Here is a 16,135-nt window from a genome sequence, read left to right on the forward strand (position 1 = left end):
TCAACATGAAACTTCATGAGTTGAAACCTGCAGAAGGATCTCGGAAAGTCCGTAACCGTGTAGGACGTGGTATCGGCTCCGGTAACGGGAAAACCGCTGGTAAAGGTCATAAAGGACAAAACGCTCGCTCTGGTGGTGGCGTACGTCCAGGTTTCGAAGGTGGTCAGAATCCACTCTATCGTCGTTTGCCTAAACGCGGATTTACGAACCCAACTAGAAAAGAATTTGCAGTTGTTAACCTTGAAAAGCTTAATCGTTTTGAAGATGGAACAGAGGTTTCACCAGAACTTTTGCTTGAAACAGGTGTTGTTAGCAACGCAAAGGACGGCATTAAGATCCTCGGTAATGGTAAGCTAGAGAAGAAGTTAACAGTGAAAGCCAACAAATTCTCTGCTTCTGCAGTGGAAGCTATTGAAGCTGCCGGCGGGAAAACTGAGGTGATCTAATGTTCCGAACGATCTCCAACATTTTTCGAGTGGGTGATTTGCGCCGTAAGGTCATTTTCACCCTGCTCATGCTCATCGTTTTTCGGATCGGAAGTTTTATCCCCGTTCCAGGTACAAACCGAGAAGTGCTAGATTTTGTCGATCAGGCAAATGCATTCGGTTTTTTAAATACGTTTGGCGGAGGAGCACTTGGGAATTTCTCCATCTTTGCGATGGGGATCATGCCATACATTACAGCATCCATTGTCATGCAATTATTGCAGATGGATGTCGTTCCGAAATTTGCTGAGTGGGCGAAAGAGGGCGAAGCAGGGCGTCGTAAGCTAGCTCAATTTACCCGCTATGGAACGATTGTTTTAGGGTTTATTCAGGCACTCGGGATGTCGGTTGGTTTTAACAACTTCTTCCCAGGATTAATTCCTAATCCAAGCGTGGCGGTGTATCTCTTTATCGCACTTGTCCTTACTGCAGGAACGGCTTTCTTAATGTGGCTCGGGGAGCAGATTACAGCTAAGGGAGTCGGAAACGGAATCTCCATTATCATCTTTGCAGGGATTGCTGCTGGAATTCCAAATGGGTTAAATCTCATTTACTCAACACGGATCCAAGACGCAGGGGAGCAATTGTTCTTGAACATTGTGGTGATCTTGCTGCTTGCTCTTGCGATTCTTGCTATCATTGTGGGCGTTATTTTCGTCCAACAAGCGTTGCGTAAAATTCCTGTTCAGTATGCCAAGCGTCTAGTAGGGAGAAACCCTGTTGGAGGTCAGTCGACCCATCTTCCGTTAAAAGTGAATGCAGCAGGCGTTATTCCGGTCATTTTCGCGTTATCGTTATTCATTTTTCCACCAACAGTTGCTGGGCTGTTTGGCAGTGATCATCCGGTCGCTGCATGGGTGATTGAGACATTTGACTATACCCACCCGATTGGGATGGCCGTATATGCCTTGCTTATCATCGGATTTACGTATTTCTATACGTTTATCCAAGTCAACCCAGAGCGAATGGCGGAGAACTTGAAAAAACAAGGTGGCTATATTCCTGGAATTCGTCCAGGGAAAGCAACGCAGACGTACATCACGCGTATCTTGTATCGTTTAACGTTTGTCGGATCACTTTTCCTCGCAGTGGTGGCGATCTTGCCGGTATTCTTTATTAAGTTTGCCGACTTGCCACAGGCGATTCAAATTGGTGGTACGGGCTTGCTCATCGTCGTCGGGGTTGCCCTTGATACGATGAAGCAAATTGAAGCACAGTTGATCAAACGTTCTTATAAAGGGTTTATTAAGTAGGGGGAGCAGGGAAGCGTGGTGTCTTCCCGTTCGCCTTCTGTTCTTAAATTAGAACGATGGAGGGGATAGACTTGAATCTGATCCTTATGGGACTTCCTGGTGCTGGTAAAGGTACTCAGGCAGAAAAGATCATTGAGAAGTACGGCATCCCACACATTTCAACAGGTGACATGTTTCGTGCTGCGATGAAGAACGAGACCGAGCTTGGATTAAAAGCAAAATCGTACATGGATGCAGGGGAACTTGTTCCTGACGAAGTAACGATTGGTATCGTTCGGGATCGTCTCAGTCAAGACGATTGCCAAAATGGCTTTTTGCTTGACGGGTTTCCACGAACTGTCGCTCAAGCAGAGGCGTTAGAAGATATTTTGGCGTCACTTGATAAAAAGCTTGATTATGTCATTAACATTGATGTGCCTGAACAGTTGCTGATGGACCGTCTAACGGGTCGTCGTGTTTCGCCTACATCAGGAAGAACGTATCATGTCATTTTCAACCCTCCTAAGGTTGAAGGCATTTGCGATGTGGACGGCAGCGAGTTGATTCAACGTGATGATGATAAGCCGGAAACGGTGAAAAAGCGCCTTGAAGTCAACCAGAAGCAAGCTCAGCCACTTATTGATTTTTATTCTGAAAAAGGCTACCTTCAAAACATTAACGGAGATCAAGACATCTCCCGAGTGTTTGAAGATATCAACGAACTTCTGAAAGGACTCTCTTCATGATTATTTGTAAGACTGAGCGTGAGCTTGAAATCATGAGGGAAGCTGGGAGAATTGTGGCGCTTACTCATCAAGAGATTAAACTTCACATTCAGCCCGGAATCACTACGAAGAAGTTAGATGAAATTGCAGAAACATTTATTCGCTCGCACGGAGCAACGCCTTCCTTTAAAGGGTATAATGGATTTACAGGTAGCATTTGTGCTTCAGTAAATGAAGAGCTGGTTCATGGGATCCCTGGAAATCGGGTGCTAAAAGAAGGGGACATCATCAGTGTTGATATTGGTGCCAAGTACAATGGATATCATGGCGATTCCGCTTGGACATATGCGGTGGGCAACATATCCGATGAGGATCAAGATTTGTTGGATGTGACAGAGACTTCCCTTTACAAAGGGCTAGAGCAAGCGAAAGCTGGTGCGCGTCTCTCTGACATCTCACATGCGATTCAATCGTACGCTGAACCTCGAGGGTATGCCATTGTCCGTGAGTATGTCGGCCATGGTGTTGGGCAAAACTTACATGAGGACCCGCAAATTCCACACTATGGGCCACCTGGAAAAGGGCCCCGCTTAAAGCCGGGGATGGTTCTGGCGATTGAGCCGATGGTAAATGCAGGGTCACGCTATGTACGGACATTGTCCGACAATTGGACCGTTGTCACCGTAGATGGGAAAAAATGTGCCCACTTTGAGCATACGATTGCCATTACTGAAACAGGGTATGAAATTTTAACAAAAGCTTAAATGTAGGTGATGAAAACAATGAGTGACTCTGGTCCGAGTCCTGAGATCGGTCAAATTGTTCAAATTGTAAAAGGTCGAGATCGAGACCAGTTTAGTGTTATCATAAAACGTGTTGATGATCGCTTTGTTTATATCGCTGACGGTGATAAGCGGAAGGTCGATCGAGCGAAGCGAAAAAACATGAATCACCTTAAGCTGATAGATCACATTTCACCAGAGGTTCGTCATAGTTTTGAGGAAACGGGAAAAGTGACCAATGGAAAATTGCGCTTTGCCTTAAAAAAGTTTCTTGAAGAACATGCTGATTTACTGAAGGAAGGAGAGTAAATTCATGGCCAAGGAAGATGTTATTGAAGTGGAAGGTACGGTAATTGAGCCCCTTCCAAACGCAATGTTCCGTGTTGAACTAGAAAACGGTCATAAAATTCTAGCTCACGTTTCTGGTAAGATTCGCATGCACTTCATTCGAATCCTTCCAGGAGATAAAGTAACAGTAGAGCTTTCACCTTATGATTTAACACGTGGACGTATCACGTATCGATATAAGTAAAGATTCCTCGAGGTTTGATTATCGAGAACGATAACGAGGCACTCCGGATATAAGGAGGTAAAAGGATATGAAGGTAAGACCATCCGTCAAGCCGATTTGTGAAAAATGTAAAGTGATCCGCCGTAAAGGCACGGTCATGGTCATTTGTGAAAATCCGAAGCACAAACAAAAACAAGGATAATTACTAAGGAGGTGCTCATTGCATGGCACGTATTGCAGGTGTCGATATCCCTCGTGACAAACGAGTGGTCATTTCTTTAACGTACATTTATGGAGTAGGTCGCTCCACGGCACAAGAAATTCTAGCGAAAGCGAATGTGTCTGAGAATACTCGTGTTCGTGATCTAACAGAAGAAGAGCTTGGTCGCATTCGTAGTGCAGTCGAAGAATTCAAGGTAGAAGGTGACCTTCGCCGTGAAGTCTCATTAAACATCAAGCGCTTGATTGAAATTGGCGCATACCGTGGCATCCGCCACCGTCGTGGTTTACCAGTTCGTGGTCAAAATACGAAAAACAACTCTCGTACGCGTAAAGGTCCTCGTCGTACGGTAGCGAATAAGAAAAAGTAGAAAGGGAGGTAGCATAGAATGGCTAAGAAAACGAACACTCGTAAACGTCGCCAACGTAAAAATGTGGAGACTGGCGTAGCGCACATTCGTTCTACGTTCAACAACACAATCGTGACGATTACAGACCCTCATGGAAACGCCATTTCTTGGGCGTCTGCTGGGGCTCTTGGTTTCAAAGGTTCTCGTAAATCCACACCATTCGCAGCACAGATGGCTGCTGAAACTGCTGCAAAAGCAGCAATGGAGCATGGCATGAAGTCAATTGAAGTGTCAGTTAAAGGTCCTGGTGCTGGTCGTGAAGCAGCGATCCGTTCATTACAAGCCGTTGGATTAGAAGTTAACATGATCAAAGATGTGACTCCTGTTCCACATAACGGTTGCCGTCCGCCAAAACGTCGTCGTGTGTAATTGTGAAAGTCTTGGTATAGATTTCCTTGATGTGTCAATAATGGGTAAGACGAGTTTACTCAGATTGGCAAGGTGAAACGGTTAGGAACTGCCTAATGGGGATTCCGGTTAGGCCTTTCCTGGCAGTCTGCCGGAGTTCGACGTTTTGAAGGAGGGTTTGTTTGAATGATTGAAATCGAGAAGCCAGTGATTGAAACGATTGAAATTAGCGAAGATGCTAAGTACGGAAAATTTGTCGTAGAGCCACTAGAGCGTGGGTATGGGACAACACTAGGAAACTCCTTACGTCGTATCCTCCTCTCTTCACTTCCTGGAGCTGCGGTTACGTCTGTACAAATCGATGGCGTCCTGCACGAGTTCTCAACCATTGAAGGAGTCGTGGAAGACGTAACAACCATCGTCTTAAACTTAAAGCAACTCGCGTTAAAGATTTACTCAGACGAAGATAAAACACTTGAAATCGACACACAGGGTGAAGGTGTAGTAACGGCTGGTGACTTAACCCACGATAGTGATGTAGACGTATTGAATCCAGATCTACACATTGCCACGTTAACAACAGGTGCTCATCTACGGATGCGTATTACGGCGAAACGGGGGCGCGGGTATGTTCCAGCAGAAGGGAACAAATCGGATGAACTAGCAATTGGTGTGATTCCAATTGATTCGATCTACACTCCTGTCTCGCGTGTAAACTACCAAGTGGAGAATACACGTGTCGGCCAAGTTACAAACTATGATAAACTAACCCTTGATGTTTGGACTGACGGAAGCATTCGCCCGGAAGAAGCAGTTTCACTTGGGGCCAAAATTTTAACGGAACACCTGAACATTTTTGTCGGGTTAACCGATCAAGCGCAAAATGCGGAGATTATGGTCGAAAAAGAAGAAGATCAGAAAGAAAAAGTTCTTGAGATGACAATTGAAGAGCTTGATCTTTCCGTTCGTTCGTATAACTGTTTAAAGCGGGCTGGTATCAATACGGTACAAGAGCTGACGCAAAAAACAGAAGAAGACATGATGAAAGTGCGTAACCTTGGACGTAAATCATTAGAAGAAGTTCAAGAGAAACTGGGTGAGCTTGGACTAGGTCTTCGTAAAGAAGAATAGGGTAAGCTCTCTTGCTACGTCTACGTCCTTCTGCTTCATGTGGATGGACTTCATGTCTTTTATGTAACGTCACTCAATGTTGAGTGTTAAAAAAGGAGGGAAAATCAGCATGGCATACGCAAAATTAGGTCGTGACAGTGCAGCGCGTAAAGCGTTATTGCGTGATCTTGCGACAGACCTTATCATCAACGAGAGAATTGAAACAACTGAAGCAAAAGCGAAAGAGCTTCGTTCCGTTGTAGAGAAAATGATCACTCTTGGAAAGCGCGGCGATCTTCACGCTCGTCGTCAAGCAGCTGCGTTCATTCGTCGCGAAGTGGCTGACGAAGAAACAGGCCAAGATGCGATTCAAAAGCTTTTCTCTGATATTGCACCTCGTTATGAAGACCGTCAAGGTGGATACACACGCGTGTTGAAAGTAGGACCACGTCGTGGAGACGGTGCACCAATGGCGATCATCGAACTTGTGTAATCCAAAGGAATAGCGGTAGTAAAGGGCCATCCTGATCTGAGCGGTACGTAAGCTCTGACTCGGAAGCCCTTTTTTCGCTTTAAGGAAGTTTAACTATCGAGCAAGGATGAAAGGCTAAGCAAAACGATTGGGTCCGCCATTATAACTTGGCGGTAATCCACGTCTTCGTGGGCAGATAGAAGAAACGAAAGCTATTAGCGACAGGACTTGCCATCTATAGGCGGAAAAAAGAAGGTGACGGGATGGAGAAGGGACTTTTACTAGAATCAGTTAGCTATCAATATGACACGAGCACAGCTCCTGTTCTAAAGGAAATTGATCTACATGTTCCTCTAGGGGAATGGGTGGCGGTCATCGGTCCGAACGGTTCCGGTAAATCCACGCTGGCGAAATTGCTAAATGGATTGCTTCTCCCTACTTCGGGGCGTGTCACCTTTAACGGCATGTCCACAATGGACGAAGGGACTCACTGGGAGATTCGGCAGCAGGTTGGACTTGTGTTTCAAAATCCCGAGCATCAGTTTGTGGCGACAACGGTACGCGATGACCTTGCATTCGGTATGGAAAATCGCGGATTTCCTCGAGAGAAGATGATTCAGCGCATCGAAGAGGTTTCCATCCAAGTCGGAATTGATCACCTACTAGATGAGGAGCCGCATCGCCTGTCGGGGGGCCAGAAGCAGCGGGTGGCGATTGCCGGGATTCTAGCAGTTGAGCCTAGTGTAATTGTCTTTGATGAGGCGACGTCCATGCTCGATCCACAAGGACGGAAAGATGTGCTTGAGACGATGAAACAGCTTCATGAAAGCGGGATGACGATCATCTCCATTACTCATGACGTAAACGAAGCGAGTCAAGCAGGTCGCGTCTTGTTATTAGAAAAGGGAGAAGTAATGTTAGACGGATCACCCGCCGTTGTGTTTCATGAGCAGGATAAGCTAGAGGCCGCAGGAATTGACCGACCGTTTGCCTATCAATTGCAGCTAGCGCTACAAAGCCGAGGAATTCAGCTTGAAGGAGCGCTCTTAAAAAAAGAAGAATTGGTGGAAGCGCTATGGAAATACAAGTCAAGCAACTAGAGCATCGCTATATGAAAGGCTCTCCGTTTGAGAAGGTGGCCTTATCGGACGTATCGTTTACGATTCCTTCAGGCTCCTTTACTGCGATTATCGGCCATACAGGTTCTGGTAAGTCCACATTGGCTCAGCATTTCAATGGATTGCTTCGCCCGTCAAAAGGGACGGTCCGCCTCGGGGAACTGGAAATCACGGCTGATCAGAAGCCGCCCTCGCTTAAAGAGATTCGGCGTAAGGTCGGCCTCGTCTTTCAGTACCCAGAGCATCAATTGTTTGAGGAAACCGTGGAGAAGGACATCTGCTTTGGACCGATGAATTACGGTGTAAGTGAAGCGCGGGCGAAAAAGCGAGCCAAGGAACTGCTCCATCTCGTCGGCCTGCCGGACACTTACTTGCAAGCTTCTCCATTCTCCTTAAGCGGGGGGCAAATGCGACGGGTAGCCATTGCTGGAGTGCTGGCGATGGAACCGGACGTCCTCGTTCTCGACGAGCCAACCGCCGGGTTAGACCCAGAAGGTCAGCGGCTCATCATGGACATGTTTTATCGCCTGCACCAGGAGAAAGAGCTGACGACGGTGCTCGTCACTCATAATATGAGCGATGCTGCCAAGTTTGCCGATCAAATTATCGTCATGAGTCAAGGGAATGTCGCCATGACAGGTGACCGCCAGACGGTGTTTGCACGGGCGGACGAGCTGGTAGCCCTTGGCCTTGATGTTCCAGAGACGCTGCAACTGCTACTACAGGTGAAGGAGCGATTCGGCTTGCACGACGTACCGCCGTTATTTTCCCTAGAGGAACTAGCCGATTTTCTCGCCAAAGAGCTCCAGCAGAAAGAGGGACAGCCATGTTCCAAAATATAATTATCGGTCAATACGTTCCAGGGAACTCGGTGCTTCACCGGCTGGACCCGCGAGCAAAGCTTGTGGCGGTGTTTCTGCTCGTCCTGTTCGTCTTTTTCGCCAACGATTGGATTAGTTACGGTGTGTTAGTCACCTTCACACTCACCGTGATCCTCCTTTCGCGTGTGCCCCTCTCGTTCATTTATCGAGGGTTGAGGCCGATTTTATGGCTCGTTCTTTTAACCGTGCTTCTCCATCTTTTGATGACAAAAGAAGGGGCGGTCGTCTTCACCATTGGCGGTTTTACGGTTCACGAGCAAGGGATCATAAACGGCGTATTTCTATCCATTCGCTTGCTAACGCTTGTGATTCTAACGTCGCTGCTTACTTTAACGACGACGCCGATTCAAGTAACGGATGGGCTGGAGACGCTATTATCCCCTCTTAAGCGGATCGGCGTACCAGCTCATGAAATAGCGTTAATGATTTCAATCGCGCTCCGATTCATTCCGACGTTTATGCAAGAAACGGAAAAGATTATGAAGGCGCAAATGGCCCGGGGAGTCGATTTGACGACAGGCCCGATCAAGGAACGATTGAATGCGCTCCTCCCGCTCCTCATTCCATTGTTTATGAGTGCATTTAAGCGAGCCGAGGATCTTGCTCTTGCGATGGAAGCGAGAGGGTATCGCGGGGGAGAAGGGCGGACCAAATTGCGCGCCCTTACGTGGAAAAGCCGCGATACGTGGCTGCTCATTGTCGTATGCGCCTTTGGTGTAGGACTATTTCTGTTGCGTGCTTAAAGGAAGGAGAAGGGATCATGAAGCGAATCGGTCTCAAGGTCGCTTACGATGGAACAGACTTTGCCGGCTATCAAATTCAACCGAATGAGCGAACCGTACAAGGGGAACTGGAGTCCGTTTTAAAGAACATTCATAAAGGGATGTCCATCCGCGTTACGGCCTCAGGACGGACTGATACAGGCGTCCATGCAAGGGGTCAAATCGTTCATTTTGATACTTCTCTCTCCTTTCCGGTGGATAGGTGGCCAATCGCTTTAAACAGCCAGCTACCGGCCGATATTTGCGTGCTAGAGGCTGCGGACGTGCCTGCTGACTTTCATGCCCGATATTCGGCGAAAACGAAAGAGTACCGCTATCGCGTCCTGACGAGTGCTCAAGCGGATGTTTTCCGCAGAAACTATACGTATCATGTCCGCTATCCGCTCGATGTGGAGGCGATGCAAAGGGCAGCCGTTCAGCTACTCGGGACTCACGATTTCTCTTCCTTCTGCGCAGCAAAAGCCGAGGTGGAGGACAAGGTGCGAACGATCGAGGATGTGGCTCTTTGGCGAGAAGGGGATGAGCTGATTTTTTCAATTAGAGGAAACGGCTTTTTGTACAACATGGTACGAATCATTGTCGGCACATTGCTGGAAATCGGTGCAGGCAAACGAAGCGCGGAAGAAGTAGCTAAAATATTGGCAGCACGGAGCCGAGAAGCAGCTGGGAAAACAGCACCAGGCCACGGATTGATCCTCTGGTCGGTCGAATATGACGAATGGCAAGCTGGAAAATAATAAAACAACGAATCCGTGTGTAACAAAATATTGACTTTGTGTGTTCATTCATATATGATGGTAGATGGTAATTCTGAAACCCCACTAGCCCCGGGTGTGTCGGAATGGTACTAGGACGTGTGTTTATTTGAACATATGAACAAAGGAAAAAAGTGATTGTTTTTAATTTAGGAGGGACATTCATGCGTACAACATATATGGCAAAGCCAAACGAAGTTGAGCGTAAGTGGTACGTGGTTGACGCAGAAGGTCAAACGCTTGGTCGTTTAGCTTCTGAAGTGGCTTCCATCTTACGTGGAAAGCACAAGCCAACTTACACTCCACATGTAGATACAGGTGACCATGTCATCATTATCAATGCGGAGAAAATTCATTTAACTGGAAACAAGCTTCAAGACAAGATCTACTATCGTCACAGCGGTCATCCAGGCGGTCTTAAAGAAACACGCGCGGCAGATATGCGTGCAAACAAGCCTGAAAAAATGCTTGAGCTTGCCATCAAAGGCATGCTTCCAAAGAACACGCTTGGACGTAAGCAAGGCATGAAACTTCATGTTTATGCAGGTAGCGAACATAAGCACCAAGCACAAAAACCAGAAGTGTACGAACTTCGCGGATAATAGGAGGGTATTATTTTGGCACAAGTACAATACTACGGTACAGGTCGCCGCAAGCATTCAGTCGCTCGTGTTCGTCTCGTACCTGGCGACGGAAACATTGTGATCAACGGCCGTTCTTTAGATGAATATTTCGGACTTGAAACATTAAAATTGATCGTTAAGCAACCTCTAGTGGAAACAGGCACAGAAGGACAATACGATGTGCGTGTAAACGTAGATGGTGGTGGCTTCACAGGTCAAGCGGGTGCAATCCGTCACGGAATCGCTCGTGCGCTTCTTCAAGTGGACCCTGAATATCGTCCATCGCTTAAGAGCGCAGGCTTCTTAACGCGTGACGCGCGTATGAAAGAACGTAAGAAATACGGTCTTAAAGCCGCTCGTCGTGCACCTCAGTTCTCAAAGCGTTAATATCAATGGTTTACAGAACCCTCTGCTTTCCAACCCGGCAGAGGGTTTTTTACTGCTCAATAATGAAATTGAATACCCTTTGAATACCCCTTCTCAGAAGTTCAAGTACTTCTGGAACATATCAGCCGTTTTTCCTTCGCTTAATCAGTCACATGAGTGTAAATATCCATTGTCGTTTGAATATCGGCATGGCCGAGCCGGGCTTGTACATCCTTGATGGAAGCACCAGCTGCAAATAATAAACTATCATGTGTATGCCTAAAGGCGTGAACATTAAATTGCAGCAGCTCTGGGTTCTTTTGAGATTCGCTCCAGCTTTTCATTCAATTAAGCCATCCGGCAATAATCCATATTATGTTTAAACTGATTATAGACCGTAAAGGCGGGCTGTTTATCATCAGATTGAAAAGGAGCAGCCGTTTCTAACGTCAGATAGTGCTGTATTTGTTTGCTACGCCATTTCTTTAAGATAGCCAGAAGTTTCATCGTCTACGCTAACCACACGTGAACTTGAGGGTTTAGGGATGAATGTAGAAGATGGCTATGATGAAATTAATGAAGAAATATTTAATGATGGTTTTGATTTTGAAGCAGCAGTTGAAGAATTAGATATAGCGAAAATGGATGAAAAAGAAAAATTTCTTGAAATTATTAATGAAGTAGCAGCTCTTTCAAGTACTGAAGAAGAAGAATTATTAGTCGAAGCACTTACAGGTTTTTTTGACAGTAATTCAGAAGTGAGTAAATTTCATAAATCTCAGACCTTTTGTTTCAAGGGTTCCTAGGCACAAAAAAGGAAGTACCTCCCCAAATCCAGTATAATGGTAGTCGACGAAAACATCCCAAAAAGACTGGAGGAGTACTTCCTATGACCATTATACGACAAATGAGTTTATTTAGCATGCAAGAATTATATGAGATGGAACCTACCCAACGTTATGACGCGATTTTTTCCGCTATTGATCTGTCTTCCATTGTCCACGAGGTGACGAAAAAATCTCACCTTGGGGCACCAGAAGCATTGAATTATCCAGCGATGGTTATTTCTATATTGATCCGTCTTGTCGAAGGAATTCCAACGATGAAGCACCTAATTAAGCGTTTGAACGAAGACCTAGCCTTTAAGAGAAATTGTGGTTTTCTTGTATCCGATTCAGTTCCATCTGAAGCATCCTATTCTCGACTTTTAACGAAGCTTGAGAACTCTAACATTTTAGCTGAAGTTCAGGAAAAAGTGATCCTCCAAGCGATCGCTGAAGGGTTTATTACCGATGACACGGTAGCGATTGATGCCACACATTTTGAAGCGCGTGATCAGGCTCCACCAAAGGAAGAAAAACCAAAAGAAGAACCTCAAAAACGTGGTCGTAAAACAAAGAAAGAACGTGAACAATGGCTCATCGAACAGGCAGAAAAAGAAGCGAATCTCCCGTTATTCGAAAAGAAAATCGAAGCACAATTAGAAGTCTCATTAGCCCAATTACGTCGGGAGATCCCGCAAGATCCTAAATGGGGTATAAAAAAGAACAGCGAAGGAAAGAACGTCTTCTGGTATGGCTACAAGGGCCATTTAGCCGTTGGAACCTCGAGCCAATATATTCTCCAATCGCTTTTTTCATCGGGAAACTTAAACGATGGCAAAGCCGCGATTCCTCTATTAAAAGGAATCCATGAACGACTACCTTTGAACTCTCTTCGTTATCAAACGATGGATGCTGGTTATGATTTTGAACCCATTTATGAACAGGTCTATCGTATGGGACAACAGTCCGTCATTGCCTACAATAAGCGTAATGAGAGAGAAAGAGTTGGTTTTGACGAGCATTTCGCGCCGACCTGTGTCAGGGAACATTCTTATCGGTACGATAGCTTTGACCCCAAGTACGAAACGTTAAAATATACACGACCGAAAGAGTGTCACGACTGTCCTTTAGCCAATGATGGACTCTGTCAAAAGGTATATAAAGTCAAAATCACGACCGACCTTCGCAAATACACAGCACCTGCGAGAGGTTCAAATGTTTGGAAATCCATCTTTAAACAACGCACCGCAGTTGAACGAGTTAATGCTTATTTAAAAGAGCTTTTTCAACTGAACAATGTTCGACATCGCTCAGGGAAACGAGCCAAAGTTCACTTTGATCTCGTCACCTTAGTTTACAATGCTTCTAAACTCGCTGTTGATCGTATTCGTACTAGCCATCAGCAACAACAAGCTGCTTAAATTTTTAAAAATGAAATTTTATAAATTCTGCCCGTCTCAAAATTTATAAATTAAGCAATTATGAAATTGATTCAAGTGTATAATGATTTAGATGCTACTGAAACTCAAATGATAGAAAATTATATGGAGAAGATAGAATCTCAAGAGAATATTTTTATCTTGTTTATGGCAGAATAAAAATGTAGGTTATGGCATTCCTTTTATGCAGGCCCCCCGCGGGGGGCCTGCATAAAAAAAGCCACTTGCTAACACCCCAAAAATTCAATACACTTCCTGTTGGACCCAATAATCTGGCAGGAGGTAGTTTTAGGAGATGTTACAAGTGGACGAAATTAAGTATATCAGAAATGAAGTTAACTCAAAAGGGTATTCGTACTCAGATGTTGCGAGAAGAACAAACACGGATTTCCGCACAGTCAAAAAGTATGCCGATATGGACAATTTCCAACCGGAAAAGAAGAAGAAGAAAGCTCAGCCGGCTCCAGTAATGGATCCAGTCAAAGACATAGTTGATCAATGGTTGAGAGAGGATATGAAGAAGAAAAAGAAGTATCGAAGGACTGCCAAACGTATTTGGCAATTACTTAAAGATGAAGTAAGTTTCAAAGGTTCAGAGCGAACTGTACGCGGGTATGTCTCCAAACGGAAAAAGGAGTTATTGGAAGAAAGCGATGACGCTGCTCTTCCGTTGGAATCCAAGCCAGGAGACGCTCAAGTAGATTTTGGGGAAGCCCCTTTTAAAGTAAAGGGAAAGGTTATAGACCTGCCGTATTTGGTGCTTTCTTTTCCATACAGTAACGCATTCTTAGTTCAGGTGTTTGAAGCTGAAAATCAGGAATGTTTCCTGGAGGGCTTAAAACGGTTCTTCCATCATCTGCAAGGAGTGCCAAAAAGGATTCGTTTTGATAATTTATCCCCCGCAGTAAAAAAGGTTTTACCACAAGGAAAACGCGAGCTTACTGAGGGTTTCAAGCGCTTCGCTTTGCACTACGGGTTTGAGTATGAATTTTGTAATCCGGGTGCCGGCAATGAAAAAGGACATGTAGAAGCGATGGTTAAATATGCGAGGAATAATTTCTTCCTTCCGGAACGAACGGTATATCAGCTGGATAATTTGAATGATCGGTTATGGGAGGAGGCAGAAAAGGATCGAAACCGTCCTCATTATGAAAAGAAACAAGAAATTGCCAGGCTGTTTGAAGAGGACAAAGAAGCGTTAATGTATTTACCGCCGGAAGAATACTCTTGTGTACGCTATGAAACTCTCAAAGCAGACAAGTACGGCTATATCTTAGTAGATACGAAAAGGTATTCTACTTCCCCGCGCTTTGCCAATCAAAAGGTATTGGCTGGCATCACTTATAACAGGATAGATATCCTTTCGGACAACTATGAAGTGATTGTGAGCCATGAACGACTGTATGGAGAAGAATCAAAGTCGATGAAATGGCAGCCTTATCTGTACCTAATGGCTAAAAGGCCGACGGCGCTAAAATATACAACTTTCTATGATCAACTGCCCTTTAAATGGCAAACTTATCTGGAGGAATGTACTCTGGAAGAAAAGAAAAAGGCGCTTCAGTTACTCTCAGACCTTCTTAAAGACCATAGTCTGGAGACAGCTACAGAGGCCCTGGAAATTGCATCCGAGCGATGTCATCCATCCACAGAAACAATAAAGCAAGTCTTTCATCAGCTCATTCATGGCAGAGGCTCCAGAGAGACAGTAAGGCTAAAAAGTACAGTTCCAGTAATGCCAATAGCTGAACGAGGTATGAATCAATACGATGTCTTCTTCCAGCAGGAAAGGAGGAAGGCCTAATGCAGGAACAGATCCAAGAATATGCCAAGCGCTTAAAGCTAAGCTGGATTCGAGAGAACTACCGAGAGGTAGAAGCGGCGAACACAGAAGAATATTTACTGAAGCTCTTTGAAAAAGAAATAGAACAGCGTGAAGAACGAAAAATTAATCTTTTGTTCAAGGCGGCAACCCTGCCGAACGTATCCGGCAAACCTTTTGACTGGAAGGATATTCAGCTGGGGCAGGGGTTAAGTCAACAATCTCTCCTGGACGGTGAATTTATTGAATCAAAAGAAAACATGGTGTTTTATGGCGGCGTTGGTGCAGGAAAAACCTACCTTTCCACCCTCATTGGCATGAATGCGATACAAAAATATGGGAAACGAGTAAAGTTTTATACCATTGCTTCTCTAGCCAATGAGTTATTAGAGGCGAATGACAAAGGAAATCTCAATAAGCTGTTTAAGAAAATCGAGAAGCTTGATCTTTTAATTCTGGATGAGCTGGGATATATACCGCTTCACAAACATGGGGCCGAGCTACTCTTCCAGGTCATCTCCTTGTGTTATGAAAAGCGGAGTATTATCATCACTACAAATCTGCAGTTTGGGCAATGGAATCATGTATTTGGCGACCCTATTTTAACGGAAGCCGTGGTAGATCGCCTGATTCACCACTCTCATTTAGTGATTTTCGGAGGAGATAGTAACCGAATGAAAGAGTCATTCCTTTTGAACAATATGTAAGGAATAAGTGTTATTAAGTGGCTGCAAAAAGGCTTGCCGTTTTATGCATTTTTCTCTTGCCAAATACATATCTCGAACATAAAAAAACACTATTTGGAGAAGAAGCTTACGCAGCAAAGAAAAAGGTAAAATAGCAATAGGAGTTAACCTTCTAGGTTCAATATTCAATGTTGCTATTGCTGGAGTAGTAGGCGGTGGTGTTAGTGCTGTTAAAAATTTAATTAAAAAGAAGGGTAAAAAAGTAGTTGCTTAACAATTATCAAGAGTAGCTACAGCTCAAGCAAAAAAAGCGGGGATAAAAACTGTAAAAGGCGTTGCCATAGCAACAGTTATAGCTAATGTGATTTATATTGCCTTAGATTATGAAGATGTTGGCGGAGCTCTAGCCAAATTAATAGATAGAGTAGATTGGTATCCTAGAAATGGGTGGGTGGATGTAACAATATGATGAAATTTTTGAGATATTTCGTTTATCTTATAATACTTAGTACCGCGGGCTATTATGTTACTAAATATGTAACTTA

21 protein-coding genes and 1 pseudogene are annotated in these 16,135 nt (G+C 44.8%); 21 read left to right on the forward strand and 1 reads right to left on the reverse strand.

Annotated elements, in window-relative coordinates:
- The first annotated feature begins 5 nt into the window (after nt 1-5).
- The 17 genes from rplO (at nt 6) to rpsI (ending at nt 10,840) form a co-directional block, all read left to right on the forward strand.
- Entirely contained in the window at nt 6-446 is a 441-nt protein-coding gene (gene rplO, locus FED51_RS00925; RefSeq protein WP_010896336.1) for a 50S ribosomal protein L15, read from the forward strand.
- Nucleotides 446-1,738, forward strand: a complete 1,293-nt coding sequence (secY, locus tag FED51_RS00930; RefSeq protein WP_053432309.1) for a preprotein translocase subunit SecY — start codon at nt 446-448, stop codon at nt 1,736-1,738. The genes rplO and secY overlap by 1 nt, the downstream gene beginning before the upstream one ends.
- 71 nt (nt 1,739-1,809) lie before the next feature.
- Nucleotides 1,810-2,463 carry an adenylate kinase gene (locus FED51_RS00935; protein ID WP_010896338.1) on the forward strand — a complete coding sequence of 218 codons (654 nt, stop codon included), beginning with the start codon at nt 1,810-1,812 and terminating at the stop codon, nt 2,461-2,463.
- Nucleotides 2,460-3,206 (forward strand): type I methionyl aminopeptidase, encoded by a 747-nt coding sequence (map, locus tag FED51_RS00940; protein ID WP_010896339.1) that lies wholly within the window; start codon nt 2,460-2,462, stop codon nt 3,204-3,206. The genes FED51_RS00935 and map overlap by 4 nt, the downstream gene beginning before the upstream one ends.
- A gap of 18 nt (nt 3,207-3,224) precedes the next feature.
- Nucleotides 3,225-3,533, forward strand: coding sequence for a hypothetical protein (locus tag FED51_RS00945; protein ID WP_053432310.1), 309 nt, complete (start codon nt 3,225-3,227; stop codon nt 3,531-3,533).
- A 4-nt stretch (nt 3,534-3,537) separates the two neighbouring features.
- Nucleotides 3,538-3,756 (forward strand): translation initiation factor IF-1, encoded by a 219-nt coding sequence (gene infA / locus FED51_RS00950; protein WP_010896341.1) that lies wholly within the window; start codon nt 3,538-3,540, stop codon nt 3,754-3,756.
- 67 nt (nt 3,757-3,823) lie between these two features.
- The gene (gene rpmJ, locus FED51_RS00955; protein WP_003322638.1) at nt 3,824-3,937 is read left to right on the forward strand and encodes a 50S ribosomal protein L36; all 114 of its coding nucleotides are present in this window, start codon (nt 3,824-3,826) and stop codon (nt 3,935-3,937) included.
- A gap of 22 nt (nt 3,938-3,959) precedes the next feature.
- On the forward strand, nt 3,960-4,325 hold the full coding sequence (gene rpsM, locus FED51_RS00960) for a 30S ribosomal protein S13 (RefSeq protein WP_010896342.1): 366 nt from the start codon (nt 3,960-3,962) through the stop codon (nt 4,323-4,325).
- A gap of 18 nt (nt 4,326-4,343) precedes the next feature.
- Entirely contained in the window at nt 4,344-4,733 is a 390-nt protein-coding gene (rpsK, locus tag FED51_RS00965) for a 30S ribosomal protein S11 (protein WP_010896343.1), read from the forward strand.
- Between the two features lie 165 nt (nt 4,734-4,898).
- Nucleotides 4,899-5,843 (forward strand): DNA-directed RNA polymerase subunit alpha, encoded by a 945-nt coding sequence (locus tag FED51_RS00970; RefSeq protein ID WP_010896344.1) that lies wholly within the window; start codon nt 4,899-4,901, stop codon nt 5,841-5,843.
- A gap of 109 nt (nt 5,844-5,952) precedes the next feature.
- Entirely contained in the window at nt 5,953-6,315 is a 363-nt protein-coding gene (rplQ, locus tag FED51_RS00975) for a 50S ribosomal protein L17 (RefSeq protein ID WP_010896345.1), read from the forward strand.
- 242 nt (nt 6,316-6,557) lie between these two features.
- Entirely contained in the window at nt 6,558-7,394 is an 837-nt protein-coding gene (locus FED51_RS00980) for an energy-coupling factor transporter ATPase (protein WP_053432311.1), read from the forward strand.
- On the forward strand, nt 7,370-8,254 hold the full coding sequence (locus FED51_RS00985) for an energy-coupling factor ABC transporter ATP-binding protein (protein ID WP_041820068.1): 885 nt from the start codon (nt 7,370-7,372) through the stop codon (nt 8,252-8,254). The genes FED51_RS00980 and FED51_RS00985 overlap by 25 nt, the downstream gene beginning before the upstream one ends.
- On the forward strand, nt 8,239-9,036 hold the full coding sequence (locus tag FED51_RS00990) for an energy-coupling factor transporter transmembrane component T family protein (RefSeq protein ID WP_010896348.1): 798 nt from the start codon (nt 8,239-8,241) through the stop codon (nt 9,034-9,036). Before FED51_RS00985 ends, FED51_RS00990 begins: the two co-directional genes overlap by 16 nt.
- Before the next feature lie 17 nt (nt 9,037-9,053).
- Nucleotides 9,054-9,812 (forward strand): tRNA pseudouridine(38-40) synthase TruA, encoded by a 759-nt coding sequence (truA, locus tag FED51_RS00995; RefSeq protein ID WP_083445660.1) that lies wholly within the window; start codon nt 9,054-9,056, stop codon nt 9,810-9,812.
- Nucleotides 9,813-9,994: 182 nt separating this feature from the next.
- Nucleotides 9,995-10,432, forward strand: a complete 438-nt coding sequence (rplM, locus tag FED51_RS01000) for a 50S ribosomal protein L13 (RefSeq protein WP_010896350.1) — start codon at nt 9,995-9,997, stop codon at nt 10,430-10,432.
- A 15-nt stretch (nt 10,433-10,447) separates the two neighbouring features.
- Complete coding sequence (rpsI, locus tag FED51_RS01005) at nt 10,448-10,840, forward strand: 30S ribosomal protein S9 (RefSeq protein WP_010896351.1); 393 nt, start codon at nt 10,448-10,450, stop codon at nt 10,838-10,840.
- A gap of 93 nt (nt 10,841-10,933) precedes the next feature.
- Here rpsI and FED51_RS01010 read toward each other — a convergent pair.
- Nucleotides 10,934-11,109 (reverse strand): annotated as a pseudogene (locus FED51_RS01010) (tyrosine-type recombinase/integrase); the annotation flags it as partial.
- Nucleotides 11,110-11,364: 255 nt separating this feature from the next.
- Between FED51_RS01010 and FED51_RS01015 the strand changes: the two are divergent.
- The 4 genes from FED51_RS01015 (at nt 11,365) to istB (ending at nt 15,611) form a co-directional block, all read left to right on the forward strand.
- A complete protein-coding gene (locus tag FED51_RS01015) occupies nt 11,365-11,625 on the forward strand; it encodes a hypothetical protein (RefSeq protein WP_053432312.1) in 261 nt (86 codons plus the stop codon).
- 83 nt (nt 11,626-11,708) lie between these two features.
- Nucleotides 11,709-13,064 (forward strand): IS1182-like element IS656 family transposase, encoded by a 1,356-nt coding sequence (locus FED51_RS01020; protein WP_010896456.1) that lies wholly within the window; start codon nt 11,709-11,711, stop codon nt 13,062-13,064.
- Nucleotides 13,065-13,377: 313 nt separating this feature from the next.
- Nucleotides 13,378-14,886: an IS21 family transposase gene (istA, locus tag FED51_RS01025; protein WP_134230280.1), complete on the forward strand. Its 1,509-nt coding sequence runs from the start codon at nt 13,378-13,380 to the stop codon at nt 14,884-14,886.
- Nucleotides 14,886-15,611 carry an IS21-like element helper ATPase IstB gene (gene istB, locus FED51_RS01030; RefSeq protein WP_134229558.1) on the forward strand — a complete coding sequence of 242 codons (726 nt, stop codon included), beginning with the start codon at nt 14,886-14,888 and terminating at the stop codon, nt 15,609-15,611. Before istA ends, istB begins: the two co-directional genes overlap by 1 nt.
- Nucleotides 15,612-16,135: the final 524 nt, after the last annotated feature.

It is taken from the genome of Halalkalibacterium halodurans, from assembly GCF_005671335.1.
GTDB lineage: Bacteria > Bacillota > Bacilli > Bacillales > Bacillaceae_D > Halalkalibacterium > Halalkalibacterium halodurans.